The sequence below is a fragment of the Kribbella sp. NPDC050820 genome (assembly GCF_040653975.1).
Classification (GTDB): domain Bacteria; phylum Actinomycetota; class Actinomycetes; order Propionibacteriales; family Kribbellaceae; genus Kribbella.
Genome location: NZ_JBFAHB010000004.1, coordinates 161,448 through 177,805, shown reverse-complemented (window position 1 = coordinate 177,805; position 16,358 = coordinate 161,448). Strand labels below are relative to the sequence as shown.

At 68.2% G+C, this 16,358-nt stretch carries 16 protein-coding genes; 3 read left to right on the top strand and 13 right to left on the bottom strand.

The window, feature by feature from the left end; genetic code table 11:
* Nucleotides 1–15 precede the first annotated feature (15 nt).
* The 3 genes from AB0H36_RS06215 to AB0H36_RS06205 form a co-directional block, all read right to left on the bottom strand.
* On the bottom strand, nt 16–1,200 hold the full coding sequence (locus AB0H36_RS06215; RefSeq protein ID WP_360517375.1) for an extracellular solute-binding protein: 1,185 nt from the start codon (nt 1,198–1,200) through the stop codon (nt 16–18).
* A gap of 322 nt (nt 1,201–1,522) precedes the next feature.
* Complete coding sequence (locus AB0H36_RS06210; protein ID WP_360517372.1) at nt 1,523–1,918, bottom strand: hypothetical protein; 396 nt, start codon at nt 1,916–1,918, stop codon at nt 1,523–1,525.
* Nucleotides 1,919–2,312: 394 nt separating this feature from the next.
* Nucleotides 2,313–2,990 (bottom strand): CBS domain-containing protein, encoded by a 678-nt coding sequence (locus tag AB0H36_RS06205; protein ID WP_360517369.1) that lies wholly within the window; start codon nt 2,988–2,990, stop codon nt 2,313–2,315.
* A gap of 82 nt (nt 2,991–3,072) precedes the next feature.
* Here AB0H36_RS06205 and AB0H36_RS06200 point away from each other — a divergent pair, with 82 nt between their 5' ends.
* A complete protein-coding gene (locus AB0H36_RS06200) occupies nt 3,073–3,429 on the top strand; it encodes a metalloregulator ArsR/SmtB family transcription factor (RefSeq protein ID WP_360517366.1) in 357 nt (118 codons plus the stop codon).
* A 117-nt stretch (nt 3,430–3,546) separates the two neighbouring features.
* On the opposite strand, the gene AB0H36_RS06195 is transcribed toward AB0H36_RS06200, so the two are convergent.
* The 8 genes from AB0H36_RS06195 to AB0H36_RS06160 all read right to left on the bottom strand — a co-directional run bounded on the left by AB0H36_RS06195 (nt 3,547) and on the right by AB0H36_RS06160 (nt 11,463).
* Entirely contained in the window at nt 3,547–3,858 is a 312-nt protein-coding gene (locus AB0H36_RS06195) for a hypothetical protein (RefSeq protein ID WP_360517363.1), read from the bottom strand.
* A gap of 150 nt (nt 3,859–4,008) precedes the next feature.
* Nucleotides 4,009–5,517, bottom strand: a complete 1,509-nt coding sequence (locus AB0H36_RS06190) for an NADH-quinone oxidoreductase subunit C (protein ID WP_360517360.1) — start codon at nt 5,515–5,517, stop codon at nt 4,009–4,011.
* On the bottom strand, nt 5,514–7,016 hold the full coding sequence (locus AB0H36_RS06185; protein ID WP_360517357.1) for a proton-conducting transporter membrane subunit: 1,503 nt from the start codon (nt 7,014–7,016) through the stop codon (nt 5,514–5,516). Before AB0H36_RS06185 ends, AB0H36_RS06190 begins: the two co-directional genes overlap by 4 nt.
* Complete coding sequence (locus tag AB0H36_RS06180; protein ID WP_360517579.1) at nt 7,016–7,660, bottom strand: hypothetical protein; 645 nt, start codon at nt 7,658–7,660, stop codon at nt 7,016–7,018. The genes AB0H36_RS06185 and AB0H36_RS06180 overlap by 1 nt, the downstream gene beginning before the upstream one ends.
* A 5-nt stretch (nt 7,661–7,665) precedes the next feature.
* Nucleotides 7,666–8,604 carry an NADH-quinone oxidoreductase subunit H gene (locus AB0H36_RS06175; RefSeq protein ID WP_360517354.1) on the bottom strand — a complete coding sequence of 313 codons (939 nt, stop codon included), beginning with the start codon at nt 8,602–8,604 and terminating at the stop codon, nt 7,666–7,668.
* Nucleotides 8,601–10,622: a proton-conducting transporter membrane subunit gene (locus AB0H36_RS06170; protein ID WP_360517351.1), complete on the bottom strand. Its 2,022-nt coding sequence runs from the start codon at nt 10,620–10,622 to the stop codon at nt 8,601–8,603. Before AB0H36_RS06170 ends, AB0H36_RS06175 begins: the two co-directional genes overlap by 4 nt.
* The gene (locus tag AB0H36_RS06165; protein ID WP_360517348.1) at nt 10,619–11,053 is read right to left on the bottom strand and encodes an oxidoreductase; all 435 of its coding nucleotides are present in this window, start codon (nt 11,051–11,053) and stop codon (nt 10,619–10,621) included. Before AB0H36_RS06165 ends, AB0H36_RS06170 begins: the two co-directional genes overlap by 4 nt.
* Nucleotides 11,054–11,088: 35 nt before the next feature.
* Nucleotides 11,089–11,463: a metalloregulator ArsR/SmtB family transcription factor gene (locus AB0H36_RS06160; RefSeq protein WP_360517345.1), complete on the bottom strand. Its 375-nt coding sequence runs from the start codon at nt 11,461–11,463 to the stop codon at nt 11,089–11,091.
* Between the two features lie 122 nt (nt 11,464–11,585).
* Between AB0H36_RS06160 and AB0H36_RS06155 the strand changes: the two genes are divergently transcribed.
* Together AB0H36_RS06155 and AB0H36_RS06150 are read left to right on the top strand one after the other, a co-directional pair.
* Nucleotides 11,586–11,771 (top strand): hypothetical protein, encoded by a 186-nt coding sequence (locus AB0H36_RS06155; RefSeq protein ID WP_360517342.1) that lies wholly within the window; start codon nt 11,586–11,588, stop codon nt 11,769–11,771.
* A 656-nt stretch (nt 11,772–12,427) separates the two neighbouring features.
* Nucleotides 12,428–12,925, top strand: a complete 498-nt coding sequence (locus tag AB0H36_RS06150) for a DUF2505 domain-containing protein (RefSeq protein WP_360517339.1) — start codon at nt 12,428–12,430, stop codon at nt 12,923–12,925.
* A gap of 78 nt (nt 12,926–13,003) precedes the next feature.
* Here AB0H36_RS06150 and AB0H36_RS06145 read toward each other — a convergent pair whose 3' ends face one another.
* Both AB0H36_RS06145 and AB0H36_RS06140 read right to left on the bottom strand, forming a co-directional pair.
* On the bottom strand, nt 13,004–13,873 hold the full coding sequence (locus AB0H36_RS06145) for an alpha/beta hydrolase (protein ID WP_360517336.1): 870 nt from the start codon (nt 13,871–13,873) through the stop codon (nt 13,004–13,006).
* A gap of 135 nt (nt 13,874–14,008) precedes the next feature.
* Nucleotides 14,009–15,964 carry a heparinase II/III family protein gene (locus tag AB0H36_RS06140; RefSeq protein ID WP_360517333.1) on the bottom strand — a complete coding sequence of 652 codons (1,956 nt, stop codon included), beginning with the start codon at nt 15,962–15,964 and terminating at the stop codon, nt 14,009–14,011.
* Nucleotides 15,965–16,358 lie beyond the last annotated feature (394 nt).

Below are 16,358 nucleotides of genomic sequence, written 5' to 3'. Positions count from 1 at the left end.
GTCGGCGGGATCGGGCTACTGGACGATCGCGTCGATCTGGGCCTTGGCCTGTTTGAGCAAAGCGGCGTTGTCGGCGCCCTTGGCAACTGCCTTCTGCAGCATCGGCGTCAGCACGGTGTTCACGATTTCCTGCCACTTCGGCGTCGCCGGTCGTGCGACCGTCGCGGGCGACTTCAGCGTCGCGAGGATCGCCGGGTAGTTCTCACGCCCGGCCACGCCGGCCTGCGACTCGAACGCCGAGATCCGGGAGACCAGGCCCAGGGACGTCTTGATCGACAGGTCGTTGTGGGCATACGCGAAGGCGACGAACTTCTTCGCCTCATCCTGCTTGGTGGTTGCCTTCGGCACCGACAGGTACCACGCACCCGGAACACCCGCGATCCCGCCGGGTCCGGCGATCATCGGAGCAACACCGATCTTCCCCTTGACCGAGGCATCCGCCGGGGTCTGCGTGTACGCATGTCCCCAGAACCGCATCATCGCGAGCTTCCCCTGGTAGAACAGGTTCTGCGCGCCGGCCCAATCGAGCTGCGCCGCACCCGACGGCGCATACGGCAACAGGCTCGTGTAGAAGTTCAGCGCTTCGAGATGCCGGCCGTCGTCGATGGTGACCTGGCCGCTGCTCGGATCGAGCACCATCGTCTTCGCACCGGTCTGCGAAACCGTCGCCAGCCACTCTGTCTCGACGGCGCCCTTGACGTCCGTGCCGTACAGGTCGGTCTGCCCGTCGCGGTTGGCGTCGCGGGTGAAGAACTCCGCCGCGTCGCGGTACTGCTTCCAGGTGGTCGGCGGCACGCGCGGATAGCCGTACTTCGCCTGGAACGCCGCCTTCTCCTTCGGATCACCGAACAGATCGGTGCGGTAGTAGAGGATCTCCGAGTTCGTCCACACCGGCATACCGACGTACGAACCCCCGACCTGAGCCTCGGTCACCAGGCCCGGGAACAGGTCTCGCTTCACGTCCTCGGTGAACAGGTCGTCCAACGGCGAGACGCCGGCGGAGAACGCGCTCAACCAGATCGCATCGAGCGCGGCCACGTCGAACGACGCCTTCCCCGATCCCAGCTCGGTCTGGACCCGGTCGTACAGGCCGTCGTACGGCAGCTCGACCAACTCGACCGTCGTACCTGTCTCCTTCTTGTACAGGTCGGCGACCGGCTGCAGCTCGGCCTTGCCCCCACCCTCCACGAGTACGGTCAATGTGCTGCTCTCGGCCCCGGAGCCACCGCCCGCACCACATCCGGCGGCGACAAGCACCAGAGCTGTGACAGCGGCCGTGAGGTATACGCCGATGCTTTGACGATCGCCCGCCCTGCGAAACTTCATCACTCCGACTCCGATTCTCCCCGACTGCCTGATTAAACGTTTTGGCAAAACGTCTTGGCAGAGAGTGTTCCGAGCGACACCTACCCGGTCAACACCGCAGCCGACGCCAAAACGTTTGGCACTGGTGTAATGCCCGGGTCGCCGGCGTAGAGCGTCACCAATCGTTGGTTCGACCGCTGGCTGGTCCGGCAGCGGTCTATGACCGGCGTGTGCGGGAGCCGAGCACGGTGACGCGGGCGGGCGGCGGTCCAGCGGGCGGCGGGGATTGGCGATCGGTGGGTGTTGGTTGCCAACTGGCGAGCAGCTGGCGGCGGGAGTCGAGCGGGTGGACGCTTCGTACGTCGATCCGGCGTACTGCGTCGCGGCGTAGTCCGAGGATCGGCAGCGCCATACGTGCCTGCTGGATCGCCATTCCGGCGGGCAGGCCGCGGGTTCGCAGTACCAGTTCGCTGTCGCCGTCCAGGCAGGACACGACAGATCGGAGGCGCATCGGCCCAGGCATGTGGCGGCCGGCGCTGCGCATCGCGAACAGATCCGACGCCGACGGAGGCCAGCCGGTCCTGATCCGCACAGTCACGTCATACCGGGCCATACCTCGATGGTGCGTCAGCCGACCGAACGAGGTCGAGAGCATCTGACCCACTGAGTCGGTCGAGGCGACCGGTTCGCTACCGCCTCCTGCCCCGGAGCTGAGCTGTCGTTCTTGCACGGCCGCGCTCAGGCACCTCGTTGATCTGGATACGGCGATCGGTGAGCTGGCACGCGTGCCGAGCCCGGGCGGACGCATATGCCTTGCCGATCTGCTCCTGCACCCGACGGTGCGGCGCTCGAGGCGCCTGCGTCGTCGGCATCCGTATGCGGGAGCCGCGGCGACGCTGCGCTCTGCAGGCCTGCGACTGGCCCGCCCCACCCTGCACCTCAACCCATTCGGGCACTAGTTCGTCTGCGTAGCAACCAGACCACCGCAAGAGCAGGGCCGCCTGTCGTCAGAAGCCGGTGACCAGTAGGTCGTCGATGTCGTAGACGAGGGTGCTGTGTACGGCGACGACGCCGGCGATCCTGGAGGCGGCCACGATCGCGTGTTCTACCTGGCTGCGGTAGGCGAGTTGTCCGGTCAGGGTGACCACGCCGTTGTCGACCTGGATCGTGAGTTCTGCCGGGGAGCGCGCCGGACGCCGGCGGTCGCTGTTGATTGCGCGGTCGATGTCGGCAGCGATGTCGACGTCCGGGCGTCGATAGGCGCAGATCAGATCGCGTCTGGTGAGCAGGCCGACAAGTGTCAGGTTGTCGTCGACGACACACAGGGGTGGAGCTCCGGGGTTGGTCAGGCTGCGCGCGGCAACGCCGATCGGTGCGTCGGCGCCGATCGTGCTGACCGGTGAGCTCATCAACTCGCGCGCCGTCAGAGCGGTGGACTTGCGGCGTCGTCTGCGGCCGGCGACACCGCCGAGCAACGGCGGCGGATCGATGCCGCCGTGGTACTCGAGGTTCACCAGGAGGTCGCTCTCGGTGATCAGCCCGACGGGCCGGCGATTCCCGCTCAGGACGGGAACCGCCGGGGCATCGGAAGCGAGCAAGGCGCAGGCAACCAGTTTGAACGGCGTGTCGTCCGTCACCGTCACCGGCGACCGAGTCATGAACGTGGCGACGACAGGCTCGAGCATCGGTCTCACCTCGCTTGCGGACTTGCTAAGATTAGCAAGTCCGCAAGGGCGACGGGAAGCCGACAGCATGGAGGAGGGCCGGATGACGAGGCCGCTGTACCAGCTGAAGGCGGAGTTCTTCAAGAACCTGTCCCACCCGGCCCGGATCCGTGTCCTGGAGCTGCTCAGCCAGCGGGATCACTCGGTTGCGGAGATGGTGCGCGAGGTCGGCATCGAGCCCGCGAACCTGTCCCAGCACCTCGCCGTACTCCGTCGTTCCGGGCTGGTCACCTCACGCAAGGAAGGGGCGACGGTGATCTATTCACCGACCTCCCCGTACGTCGCGGAGTTACTGAGCGTCGCCCGCCGCATCCTGACCGGAGTCCTGACCGACCAAGCAGAGCTCCTGGACGACCTGCGCGAACCTGTCGGCCAGGCCGTCGGCGGTCCGCCACCCTAAAGACCGCGGCCGCTCTGCTTACCCTCCACCTGTCCCCCAGCAGGGCGGCCGCCCGCGATGGGAGGCTCACTCGCCACGCTCGCGCTGGGCGGTCTACGGACGGCTGCGGCGGCTGGGCTAGGTGACCGATCGGCTGTCGGGGATCTGATCGCAGAGTAGGCCGGCGCAGGTGCCGAACTCGTGCAGGTGGGCCGAGACCTCGGCCAGGCGGCTGAAGCCTGTCGCGTCTCCTCGGGCGATCGAGGCCCAGCACATCGCGTCGGCAAGCGCCATCGCGCGCTCGGCGACGGACGCCAGTGTCGCGAGTGGCATGGTCTCCGCCTCGCGACGGAAGCTGTCGACTTCTCGCGCGGACTCCTCGTCCGTGGCCACCGATCGCAGGTGCGCCAGCAGCAGCGACATTTCACCGGCAACATACTGCTGAGTCATCACCATCACCGCCGAACAGTCTCTCCAGCCTCTCCCCCAGCGTGCTCTCCACGTGTCGCCGCGTCCAGCCTCGCTCACGTGAAGAGGTAGAAGCCGGTGAGGATCACCGAGGCCACCCAGCGCTGGACTGTCTCGATCTTCCTGCGGGCCTCACAGGTCGTTCCCGGCGTAGGACAGGTTGAAGCTCTTGTTGGTCAGCGGGAAGTCCGGGACGATCGTGTCGGCCAGGGCGACGGGGAGGGCCGGCCAGTTGAAGAACGACGGGTCGACGATCTTCAGGCGGGTCACGGTGCCGTCGGGTGCGAATTCGATCCGGTGGGCGATCGTGCCGCGCCAGCCTTCGACCAGCCCGATGCCGGAGGTGCGGCCGGCGGCCAGCCACGTCGGTTTCGGCGCTTCCGCACCCTGCGGCGGCCGGCCGGCGACGAGCCCGGCGATCAAGGCGACGGAGTTCTGGATCTCCTCTGCTCTGGTGAGGAGGCGGGCCAGAACGTCTCCAGCGGTGTGCGTGGGCGCGACAACTGCGGTTGTCTCCGGCGCGAAGGGGTGGTCGCGGCGAGCGTCGTGATCGATGCCGCTGGCGCGGGCGACGTACCCGAGGGTGCCGATGTCTTGGGCCTGTTCGCGCGACAGGATCGCTGTACCGGTCATGCGGTCCAGTACGACGCTGTGGCCGAGGGCGATGTCGACGACCTGCTGGATGTCGGCGGCGATCGCGGCGAGCTGACCGGGTTCGGGGAGAGCGCGGACGTGCGTCCCGCTCGGGGTGATCGCGCCACGCAGCAGGCGGTGTCCGGTGACCTGCTTGTTGAGGCGGAGGAGTTGCTCGCGGATGCGCTGAGCGTGCGCGTTCGCGATGCCGTAGCCGACGTCGTTGCACAGGGCACCGATGTCCGTGACGTGGTTGTAGAGCCGCTCGAGCTCGAGGAGGATCGCCCGCAGTGTCTGTGCCTGCGGCGGCACCGGCCAGTCTCGGGCTTCCTCGACCGCGAGGCAGAACGCCAGTGTGTGACCCACGGTCGTGTCGCCGGAGACCCGTTCGGCCAGCGGCAGCACGTCGGCCAGCAGTTTGCCTTCGGCAAGTTTTTCGATGCCCTTGTGGACGAACCACAACCGGGCCTTCAGCTTCAGGATCGTCTCGCCGACCACGGAGAATCGGAAGTGACCGGGTTCGATCAGGCCGGCGTGGATCGGCCCGACCGGGATCTCGTAGACGCCGGTCCCGGCGACGGTGAGGAACGGGTACGGCTCGTCGATGTCGCCGAAGGCGGGTGGTGGTCCCGCGTCGTGACGCATCGGGAACCAGTCGTCCGGCCAGTGCTGGTGCAGCACCAGGCGGCGTGGAAGCGGGTGGCTCGCGACCTCGATGCCGAACAGGTCGCGCAGTTCGCGTTCGAAGCGGGTCGCCGGGAAGGACAGGGCGGCGAGGCTGGGGATCATGGGTGTGATGCGGTCGGTGGGCAGGACAAGTTCCACTCGCCGGTCGGGATTCGCGGCAACAAAGAGGTAGACGACACGGAACTCCTCGGCGTCGTCGTGTGCGGCGACCAGTGCGAGGCGGTAGCCGTCGAGCAGCAGCGCCGACGCGCGGTCTGCCACCGTGGATGCGGCGACTGTGACCTGACGGCGGTTGGGGTAGGTCCTGGGATCTGAGCTCATCGGTTCCCCACGATCAGGCCGGCAGTCTGCAGCAGCTGGCCGAGCGGCCAGTCCGCAATCCCCAGTACGGCGAGGGCCACAAGCCCGGCCGTCAACGGAACGACCGTCATCACAGGCAGCGCAGTCACGTTCGCTCCGCCAGCCACCTCGCGTGGCTGGCCAGGCCCCAGCAGCAAACCGGCGGCCTTCGCGACGACCGCGACGAAGACCACGAGCAGCAACACCAGGACGACGGCGGCCGCCCAGCCGGCGTCCTCGTTGATCATCGCGCGAATCAGCCCGATCTCGCTGACGAACAGGCTGAACGGCGGCAACCCGAGCAGCGCCGCCAGCCCAGCCGCGAAGAGCCCGGCGAGCATCGGCGCGCGCAGGAACAACCCCCGGACTGAGTCGATCCGCGTACTGCCCTCACGGGCGAGGATCTCCCCTGCTCCGCAGAACAGCACCGCCTTCCCCAGTCCGTGGCCGACGATGTGCAGCAGCGTCGCAGCGATCGCCAACGGCGTGCCGATCGCGACACCGACGACAGCAAGCGCCATGTGCTCGATACTCGAGTAGGCCAGCAGCCGCTTGTAATCACGCTGTGCCAGCAGCAACCCGGCGGCGAGCAGCAGAGATGCCAGCGCCACGGCCAGCAGCAGCCCCCGGACGAACCGCGGATCGACGCTGGCGACCGCGATCACGCGATAGCGGGCCAGCGCGTAGACCGCCACGGGCAGCAGTACGCCGGACATCAGCGCGGAGACCGGCGCAGGCGCTTGACTGTGCGCGTCGGGCAGCCAACTGTGCATCGGGAACAACCCGGCCTTGGTGCCGAATCCGAGCACCAGCAACGCGAACGCGAGCCTCATCACGCCCGGGTCGAGCTCGCCGCCGTGCGCGACGAGCTCGGTCCAGTCAAGGGTCCCGTGCTCGGTGATGCCCGCCTGCTTGGCGGCGTAGTTGACCAGCACCGTCCCGAGATACGCCAGCGCGATGCCGACCGAGCAGATGATCACGTACTTCCAGGTCGCCTCCAGAGACTTCCTGGTCCGACGGTGCCCGACCAGGAACGCGGTGACGATCGTCGTCGCCTCGACCGCGGCCCACAGCAGCCCCAGGTTGTTCGCCGACACCGCGAACACCATCGACGCCAGGAACAGCGGCACGAGTACGCCGTACCGCCGAGCACCCGCCGCATCCGTGCGACCCGACGCGAGCTCGCCGTCCAGATAGCCGATACCTGCCCAGGTCGCCACCACACCGACCGCGCCGATGGCGATCAGCATCACGCCCGACAACGCATCGATGCGCAACAAGGTGCCGGCAGCAACCACGCCGCCGCCGGCGGTCCAGGCCGCTGCCAGCACACCGACAACCAGGACGACCGCAGCTGCCGCGACGGTCGCGACAGCCACCGATCGCCGCCAGCCCAGCAGCAGCGCTGCGGCGGAAGCGAGGACCAGGGCAATCATCGGGGCGACGAGGAGCAGCACCGCCGGGACACCGGTGAGACTCATCAGTCGTGCAGCTCCCGTAGCTCGTCGATGTCCGTACCTCCGAACGTCGCACGCAGTCGCGCGGTCAGAACCTGCAACACCAGGGCGACCAGCAACACGTCGAGCGAGACGGCCAGCTCGACGATCCCCGGCACTCCCCCGGTGATCAGGAACGCCGTCGTCGCGATGCCGTTGTCCAGCAGCAGGAATCCGACGATCTGCGACAGCGCCCGCCGCCGCGTGACCAGCACGAAGAAGCCGAGCAGGACCATCGCGAGGCCGACCGGAACTGCCTCGGTCTCGGCCGACGGCGCCAGCCGCACGAGCGGCCGGGCGACGGCGTACGCGAGCAACGTCAGCAACGCAGCGGCGACGATCGACGCGGTCACGTTGATGAGCGGCTCGGTCTCCCGCGCCTCGCTGCTGTCCCGCAGCACCTTGCGCAGGATGCCCGGTACGACGACCGCCTTCAGTGCCAGTACGCCGATCGCGACCAGCACCAACTCGACACTGTCCAGTCGCACCGCCAGCACCGCGGCCAGCGCGCCCAGCAGGAGCCCCTGAACCACCAGCAACCGCACGATCGCCGACAGCTCACGCCGCCACAACACGAGCACCGACGACAACAGCAGGCCGCCGCAGATCAGATAGAGCAACTGGGTCATTACAGTCACGCCAGGAAGAAGGACGACGAGACAGCAAGGACACCGAACAGGAACGACCCCGCGAGCAGCTCCGGCACCCGGAACAACCGCAGCTTCGCCATGAACACCTCACCAGCGGCCAGCACAGCGCCCAGTACGGCGACCTTCGCGACGAACGCCACGACACCGATCAGCAACGCCCCCACCGACGCCTCGGTGGCGACTCCCCACGGCAGGAACAGGTTCGCCCACAACCCCAGCAGCACCGTCAACCGCAGCGCCGACGCGAACTCGACCAGCGCGAGGTCGCGACCGGCGTACTCGAGCACCATCGCCTCGTGGATCATGGTCAGCTCCAGATGCGTCGACGGGTTGTCGACCGGCAGCCGGCCGGCCTCCGCGATGACGACCACTGCGAGCGCAACCGCGGCCAGCAACGTGGCCGGCGACAACACGTCGCCAGGCACCTGCTGGCCGCGCTCCGCGATGGCCGACAGGTTCGTCGATCCGACCCGCGCGGACAAGGCGAACCCGGCCAGCAGGATCGTCGGCTCGGCCAGGGCCGCCACCGTCATCTCCCGGCTCGCGCCCATTCCGCCGAACGCCGTACCGGTGTCCAGACCTGCCAGGGCCAGGGCGACGGTGCCGACCAGCAGCAGCGCGACGACCGCGAACAGGTCCGCGACCCCGTCCAACGGTGACATCGTCGCGATGAACGGCGCCACCGCCGCGATCACCAGCGTCGACGCGACAAGGACGACAGGAGCCGCGGCGAACACCCAACTCGACCCCTCAGGGGTGATCGGCTCCTTGCGGAACTGTTTGCGCAGGTCCCGCCACGGCTGCCCGATGCCGGCGCCCGCCCGGCCTTCGAGGACTGCTCTGACCTGCCTCATCAAGCCGATCAGGTAAGGAGCCAGCACGATCAGCACAACGAGCTGAACGACGACTCCGACGACGCTCATGTGGTCAGCCCCACGACGACCAGGACGGCGACAAGACCGAGCAGCCCGAGCGCGAGATACCTGTGCACGCTTCCGTTCTGCAGCCGGCTCAGGGTCGCGCCGATCCGGGTGCTGCCGGCAAGGACAGGCGGATACAGCACCGCCTCCAGCCGATCGTCGACACGTTGCCGGTAGCGGACGCTCTCGATCAGGTACTGCGACTCCACATGATGCGTGACGTCGACGTCGTACTCCGGGCGCAGTACGTCGTCGAACACCCGAGTCAGCGGCTCCGCGAACGACGTCGCCGTGTACTCCATCCGCGGATCCAGCCTGGTTCCGCCGCACCCCCACACCAGCGACTCGCGACGCGGCAACCCGCGGCGAACCAGCGCCACCACCAGCAACGCTGCAAGGAGCAAACCAACCAGGATCAGCAGCGGCGACATCGACCCCTCGATCCCTGTCAGCCGCAACGTCACCACACCGCTCAACGGCGCACCGTCCTCGACCGTCGGCAGCACGGCCAAGGCCTTCGTCAATGCAGGACCGACCGCAGCCGGCACGATCGCGAGCACAGCGCAGGCGACCGCCCCCAGCAGCATCGCGACCAGCATCGTCCGCGGCGATTCCTTCGCCGCTGCCGCTGCCGCGGATCTCGGCCGCGCCAGGAATCCCACCCCGAACGCCTTGACGAAAGTCGCCACCCCCAGGCCCGCGGTCAACGCCACCACACCGACGGCGAGCGGCATCGCCACCGCGATGACCGCGTCCGCACCGGGCAGACCGTGGATCAGGCCCTGCAGCAACAGCCACTCCGAGACGAACCCGTTCCCCGGAGGCAGCGCGGCGGCAGCGAGTGCACCGACGCCGAACAGCGCCGTCGTCACCGGCATCCGCGACACCAGGCCGCCCAGGCTGTCGAGATGGCGCGTGCCCGTCGATCGCAGCGCCGATCCCGCACCGAGGAACAACACGGTCTTGAACCCGGCGTGGTTGAGCGCGTGCAGCAGCGCGGCGCCGACCAGCAGGCTCGCCAGCGTCCGGTTGCCGTCGGCAGCGAACATTCCACCCGCGCCGACCCCGAGCATGATCAGGCCCATGTTCTCGGTTGTCGAGTAGCCCAGCAGGCGCTTCAGATCCACCGCGACGCTGGCCTGCAGTACGCCGTACAGCGCAGAGACCCCGCCGACGATCAGCACCAGCAGCCACCACCAGCGCGGGCCACCACCGAGAAGGTCGAAGCCCACACGCAGGACGCCGTACAGGCCGAGTGTCACCATCGCCGCCGACATCAACGCCGACACCGGGCTCGGCGCCTCCGGATGCGCGCGCGGCAGCCACACGTGCAGCGGAACCAGGCCCGCCTTGGAACCGAACCCCACGAAGACAAGCACAAAGACGACAGAGCGGGTCGACGCCGAGACATCGGCGGAACGCAGTGCCTCGAACGACTCGCCACCGGCGTTCGACGCGAACAACACGAGACCGAGCAGGATCGCCACCAGGCCGGCGTGCGTCATCGCGCCGTACCAGACGCCGGCCTCGCGGACCGCCGGGCGCACCCTGTGCTCGGCGAAGACCAATGCCAGGGACGCCAGCGCCATCAGCTCCCACAGGATCAGGAAGGTCGTCACGTTCGCCGCGACCGGGACCAGGATCATCGTCGCCACGAACACCGGCAGCAGCCCCTGCGCCGTCCGCGAGCCGGCACCGACGCCATCCGCGTGATCCCCACCGGAGTAGCCGATGCTGTACAACCCGGCGATGACGGCCACACCACCGATCAGTACACAGAACACACCGGACAGCGCATCGACTGCGATCGTAGCCTCGCTCAACGGCAGCAGTTGCGGAATGGCCGCAGCGAACGTCTCGCCGCTCAGCGCCAGCACACCGGCCAGTGCGCCGAAAGCTCCGACAGCGCACGTGGCAAGGCCCGCGACGAGTGCACGTGGTCGCGGAGTTGCGGCGACAGCGCCCAGCGCACCGAGTCCAGCGCCCAGCAGTACGCCGAGCAGCGCCCAACCGATCGTCATCGCCCGGTCAGATCTCGCAACGCCCCGATGATCTGCGGCGGCTCCGGCGGGCATCCCCGTACGACGACGTCGACCGGGATCACATCAGCGACCGCACCCTCGACCCCGTATCCGCCGGCGAACACGCCACAGTCGTGTGCGCAGTCCCCCACCGCGACCACACGCTTCGGCGCCGGGGTGGCGTCGTACGCCTTGCGCAGCGGTTCGGCCATGTTCCGGGTCACCGGGCCCGTCACGAGCAGCACGTCGGCGTGCCGCGGGGATGCGACCAGGCGGGCGCCGTACCGCTCACCGTCGTACACGGGCCCGAACGCCGAACCGATCTCCACCTCGCACCCGTTGCACGACCCCGCATCGACGTGCCGCACCTGAACGGAGCCGGCGAACGCCTCGTCACGGCCGCCCGACCGCTCCGGGGCCGGCTCGGCCACCCTGCCCGTCGACCGAATCTTCCGCAGCAGCGCCCTCACCGCACCGCCCGCCGCACCCGCGCCCGCGCCCGGCCCGACGCTTGCGCGTCTGCCTTCAACCCGTCCAGCAACTCGGCCTGCTCGGTCAGCACCGAGGTGAGGATGGTCCGTGCCACGGCCAGCAACTCAGCCACATGCGGACTCGTCAACGAGTAGTAGACCTGCGAGCCCTCCTTGCGCGTCGTGACCAGACCGGCCCGACGGAGTACGGCGAGCTGCTGCGACAGATTCGACGCCTCCAGACCCAACTCCGGCAGCAACTCACTCACCGCCATCTCACGCTGGCTCAACAACTCCAGCACCCGGATCCGGGCCGGATGCCCCAGCGTCTTGAAGAACTCCGCCTTCAGCTGGTGCAGCGGTGTCGTCATCGCGCACGCCTTCCCATCACTTCACGCCATCCTCAATCCATGCGATCATGAATTGAAGAATTCTGCAACTGATGTGTAGATTGACGCGACAGCCCACTGCCGGCACCCCGGGACGGGAGACCATGAACGCGTTCGCCGACGAGCTCCACCGCAGGATCACCGACGCCCGCGAGGCCGTCCGCGCAGCCCAGGAAGCCGGCGATCTCGACGCCGAACGCGTCTACGCCGGCGAGCTCGACAGCCTCCTCCACCTCGCCCGCGAACACGGAATCAACGCCGAGGCCGACACACCCCACGACCTGACCTGAGCCGGTCGCCCCACCGCCAGCACCAACCAACGGGAGCCACCCCTTGCGCTACGAAGTCACCTACACAGCCTCTGGAACCCTTTACCGGATCAAGAGCACTTGACCTACGCGCAGCCGGCCTGACAGCTTTGACGGATGTCTGGGGCGCCGACGACCGTGACCACCGACGTCATGCGCAGGAGGCTGCGCGAGCAACCGGTCCTCCGGATCCGTGGGTTCTGGGATCCGTCGACCCCGACTCCGGCGCCGGAGCGGCGCTCCGCGAGGTCAGCGCAGAGGTCCAGCGACAAGGCCTGACCCAGGCAGGCACCGTCTACATCTGTCTCGGCGAACCAACCAACGACGGGCTCATCCCGGGCGAAGCGGTCATTCCAGTAGACCGGCCGGCCGGCCAGCCCGGTCTGGAACCTCGAGCCGAACGACCACCTCATCGAAGTCGTCTGGCAGACCCACTAGGCAGCACCGTCCGGCCGCCGGCCGTGCAAGCCACCGGCGCGATGGAAGGCAGGATCGGGCGCAGGGGTCAGTCGCCGGGCGTGGAACCGAGGTCCTCCTGCTCCATAAGGGACATGATGCCCCGCCGGCCTGCGACTCACGGGTCAGCGACGGATGCCGCGGATCTGCCTGGTCGGCCTGTTCGCTGGGATGATGGGTCGATGGATCTCAACCTGATCACGTCGTACGACGCGACTCCCGAGGAAGTGTTCGCGCTCATCACGGACGCGACGTTCCAGGAACAGGTGTTCCGGAGGTTCAGCGCACACTCCTACGACGTTGCCGTCCGCAACGCAGGCGACGACGTACTGCTCCGGGTGCAATGGGAGACCGCCACCGACGACGTACCAGTCGTCGCACGACGATTCGTCGGCGACATGCTGAACCTCGTCCAGACCAAGACCTGGCACCCGGCGGGACAGGACGGCGCACGGGAGGCCCACGTCGAGGGCGAACTCGCGGGCGCCCGCGTGAAACTGGTCGGCCGCACCGTCCTGGTCCCGACCGGTCACTCCACCACCCAGGAATTCGACCTCCACGTCACGGCCTCGACGCCCGTCCTCGGGCCACGCCTCGAGCGCATCGTCACCGACGCCGTCCGCACCCGCCTGGAAGCAAAGTTCGAAGTCGCCTGGTCCTGGCTCGCCGGCTCCCTCTGACTCCCGCGGCCACGGGTGATGCGGTCGAAGGGTCTATGGCTAAACCGGCGGATCAGCCCCGGCTGTCGCCTCGGGAGGTCACCCGTCGAGTAGCTCGCGCAGCCGGGTGGCGAAGGCGTCCGGGTCGCCGGTCTGCCCGTACTCCCCGCCCAGGAAGCCGCCGTGGTCGCTCGGGAAGATCGTCGGCTCGACCCCGAGCGCATCGGCGACGGCGATCGTGGCGCGTTGCGTGATCAGCCCGTCCGACTCGATGCCGTACCCCGGCACGACCCGGGTCGGTGCAGCCCTGATCGCGTCGTAGTCGGGCTCGTACCCGGTGGTGTTGACGATGTGTCCGCGACCGAGCATCGGATCCTGGCGCGAGCCGTCGTCGTCGGTCGGCAACCCGAACTGGGCCGGGTCGGGAGCAGGCCGATGGGTCCAGTCGGCGGGGATCTCGCCGCTGTGCATGACCAGGATCAGGAACTTGGCCATCCCCGGCCCCAGGCCATCGCGCTCGTAGGTGTCCCGGACATCGTGGACTGCTGCGACCGATGCCTCGCGGTCGGGCAACGCCGACACGAGCGGAGGCTCGTGAGCTACCAGGATGCGGACCACGTCAGGATGCGCGGCGACGAATGCAAGCATGTTCACAGCGCCGCCGCTGCTCGCCAGCACATCGACAGGACCAGGACCCACCGCGGCCTCGATCACTCGATGGATGTCGTCGGCGTGGGTCTCCGGGGTGGGATCCGCATCGGTGGTGAGCTCGCTGCGCTCACTCTGCCGCGGGTCGTAGGTGACCACCGTGCGGTCGGTGAAGTGGCCGGCCAACGTCGTGAACCCGGCGGCGGCCATCGGCGACGCAACCATCACCAGCGGGATCTTGTCCACATCACTGCCGGGCCGGATGTCATAGGTCAGTACGGCGCCCGGTACCTCGATCGAACGAGTCGTGGCCTCGGTCATCTGCATCTCCTTCGCCTGCGTCGATCCATCCTGCCCAGCACCCTAACGAGATCGAAGCGGTCCGGTGCAGGCCGAACCTAGTGCCCATCCAGTCGAAGGACCGGAGGGCACTAGGTTTGGCGCAAACTCAGGCTGCTAGCCCGCCCGGTAAAGGGATCCGCCGCCGGAGATGGCGATCGCCGCACGTGCGCCGCCGACGTTGAGGTTGATGATGAACGTCGTGCCGGACCACCGGGTGGTGTAGGTGACCGACCCGCTGGCGCGCACCGGGACGATGAAGGACAGGATCGACGCGGTCCGGCCGGACCGGGCCATCATGATCGTCGGCGCCGACTTGCGAACGTAGCTGCTCGGGTAGTACCAACCCTGGATCGGGTTCGTCTGGGCCTGCTTGATCAGGGTCGCGCCGGGCGGCAGCGCCTGCTTGAACGGGACCTGGAACACCACCGTTCTGGTCGTGTCCCCCGCCGCCATCGCCACCGCGGTCGTCCGCGAGTACACGCTGGCCCGCTGATCCGGCGGCAAGTGCCACAGCGTCTGGAACGCCTGCGCCGTCGTCGCCGACGCCCGGTCCCAGGTCACGATCAGATCCGGGTCCTTCAGCACCAGCACCGAACGCACCCGGCTGACCCCGGTCCCCGGCGCATCGGTGAACGTGTACGACTCCGCGTTCGCCTTCACCGAGTACCCCGTCAGCCTCGTCGCCGGGTTCGTCGCCTTCGCCAGCGGCGTCGTCAGCACACTGTGCGCCGCCGCACTGACCACCCAGGCACGCCAGGCACCGGCCGAGTACGCCGCATACCCGCCGTCGATCACGATGTCGCGGCCCCGGGCCGTGTAGGTGATGCTGGTGTGATCGCTGTGCCCGTGGAACGCCCGCGCCGGCCCGTACCTGATGCTGTACGTCGACTCACCCCTGAAGCCCCTCGCAGCATCGGTGCCCCAACCGGTCCGGCCGAAGACGTAGCCCGCCGAGTAGACCCCGACCCGCCACGGCGGCGCCGTACCCTTCGTCCCCAGCGAGCCCGCGTACTCCATCGGCGTCCCCACCCACGGGTACGTCGCCTGCAGTTCGGTGTCACCGAGTTGGTGCAGCTTGCCGAGCGAGTTCGTCGCCAAGGCCAGCCACTTGGCCAGCAACGCCCGCCGGGTCACCATCGTCGTACCGGGATCGACACCGCCGTTCTGCAACACCGCGATCGCCCGCCCCCACAACGAGTAGTTGAACGCCGCGTACCCCGTCGACTGCTCGTTCGTCGAGCCTTGCGCATCGATCGACGTCGTGATCGCGGCCGCCAACCGCTGCTGCGCCAGATTCCGGTAATCGGCCCGGCTCAACGTGACACCGACCCCGAACAAAGCGATGGACTCGTCGGTCCCGTGATTCCACGCCCCGCTCCAATAGTTCGTGAGAAACCGCGCGTGGCTCAGCAGCGCGGCATCCACCCACGCGTAGCGAGCCGGCACCGCGCCCACCTGCAGGCCCGACAGGATCGCCTGGCGCAGGCAGATCAGCACATTCGTCCGGTGCATCGTGGACTCCCAGGCACCAACGTTGCCCTTCCACGAGTACGGATTGTCGCGATACCAGTCGTACGCGATCGTGTTCACCCGCGTCAGCGCGGTCAAATCACCCTGACCCGCCGCAGTAATCCCCTGACCGAGCCACCGCAACGAGTGCAACCACATGTACCAACTGGCGTTCCTGTACGGGTTCAGCGCCCAGTTGATGTTCCCGCCACCATTACCCACCTTGTACGGCGCGTACGGCCCCCACGTGAACACATCCTTGTAGAGGTTCGCCAACGGATTCGTGGTCTGCAACCCACTGAAACCAGGACACGCATAAAACGGCGCCGCCAGCGACTGCATCGCGTTCTTCCCGACGTCCTGCGCCGGCGGCGCGGTCGCCGGTACGACGTTGCTCTGCCCGGGCACGAACTGCGCCTCGCCCGGCCCTTCCGGCGCCTCCACGATCAGGATGCCGGGCGACGGCGCCGCCGGACTTCTGGTCTCACCTGCCGCCGCTCCGGCCCCCAGGACCAGAGCGGCGATTCCTACAGCCGCACCGGCAGTGCGCTTGAATCGCATGAGTCGTCCTCCCCCACCGTCGCCAGAGAACAGCGACGGTCACGAGGCTCTGGCCGCAATCACCAGAGCCAAGGCTCACGCCCTGGGCGGACCCCCTTACACCCGCCCTGGGACTACACCTGGACGGGACGCCTCTCCCGCCCGGTCCTGCAGGACGCACCAGCCAGGCAGTGTCCAAGCCAGACCGTGCGTCGTGCCTCCGGCGAGCCCGCGGCCTTCCGCGTGGGCGGTCCGCTCACCGTCGTACCTCATCGAAGAAGTCCCGACCTGAGAAATCAGGCCGAGCGTGACAGCCAAGAACCGGCGACCAGGCTCATCACCCCCTCCACACCGCATCTGCCCGTCGCTGCGCTCTCCCCCTACAACAGCCTCGATGCACCCAGCCCACCGAAAG

Bases quoted from the DNA above. Each gene is read 5' to 3' on its own strand.
- AB0H36_RS06210 (WP_360517372.1), bottom strand. From the start codon at position 1,918: ATGGCCCGGTATGACGTGACTGTGCGGATCAGGACCGGCTGGCCTCCG.
- AB0H36_RS06205 (WP_360517369.1), bottom strand. From the start codon at position 2,990: ATGCTCGAGCCTGTCGTCGCCACGTTCATGACTCGGTCGCCGGTGACG.
- AB0H36_RS06200 (WP_360517366.1), top strand. From the start codon at position 3,073: ATGACGAGGCCGCTGTACCAGCTGAAGGCGGAGTTCTTCAAGAACCTG.
- AB0H36_RS06195 (WP_360517363.1), bottom strand. From the start codon at position 3,858: ATGACTCAGCAGTATGTTGCCGGTGAAATGTCGCTGCTGCTGGCGCAC.
- AB0H36_RS06190 (WP_360517360.1), bottom strand. From the start codon at position 5,517: ATGAGCTCAGATCCCAGGACCTACCCCAACCGCCGTCAGGTCACAGTC.
- AB0H36_RS06185 (WP_360517357.1), bottom strand. From the start codon at position 7,016: ATGAGTCTCACCGGTGTCCCGGCGGTGCTGCTCCTCGTCGCCCCGATG.
- AB0H36_RS06180 (WP_360517579.1), bottom strand. From the start codon at position 7,660: ATGACCCAGTTGCTCTATCTGATCTGCGGCGGCCTGCTGTTGTCGTCG.
- AB0H36_RS06175 (WP_360517354.1), bottom strand. From the start codon at position 8,604: ATGAGCGTCGTCGGAGTCGTCGTTCAGCTCGTTGTGCTGATCGTGCTG.
- AB0H36_RS06170 (WP_360517351.1), bottom strand. From the start codon at position 10,622: ATGACGATCGGTTGGGCGCTGCTCGGCGTACTGCTGGGCGCTGGACTC.
- AB0H36_RS06160 (WP_360517345.1), bottom strand. From the start codon at position 11,463: ATGACGACACCGCTGCACCAGCTGAAGGCGGAGTTCTTCAAGACGCTG.
- AB0H36_RS06155 (WP_360517342.1), top strand. From the start codon at position 11,586: ATGAACGCGTTCGCCGACGAGCTCCACCGCAGGATCACCGACGCCCGC.
- AB0H36_RS06150 (WP_360517339.1), top strand. From the start codon at position 12,428: ATGGATCTCAACCTGATCACGTCGTACGACGCGACTCCCGAGGAAGTG.
- AB0H36_RS06145 (WP_360517336.1), bottom strand. From the start codon at position 13,873: ATGACCGAGGCCACGACTCGTTCGATCGAGGTACCGGGCGCCGTACTG.
- AB0H36_RS06140 (WP_360517333.1), bottom strand. From the start codon at position 15,964: ATGCGATTCAAGCGCACTGCCGGTGCGGCTGTAGGAATCGCCGCTCTG.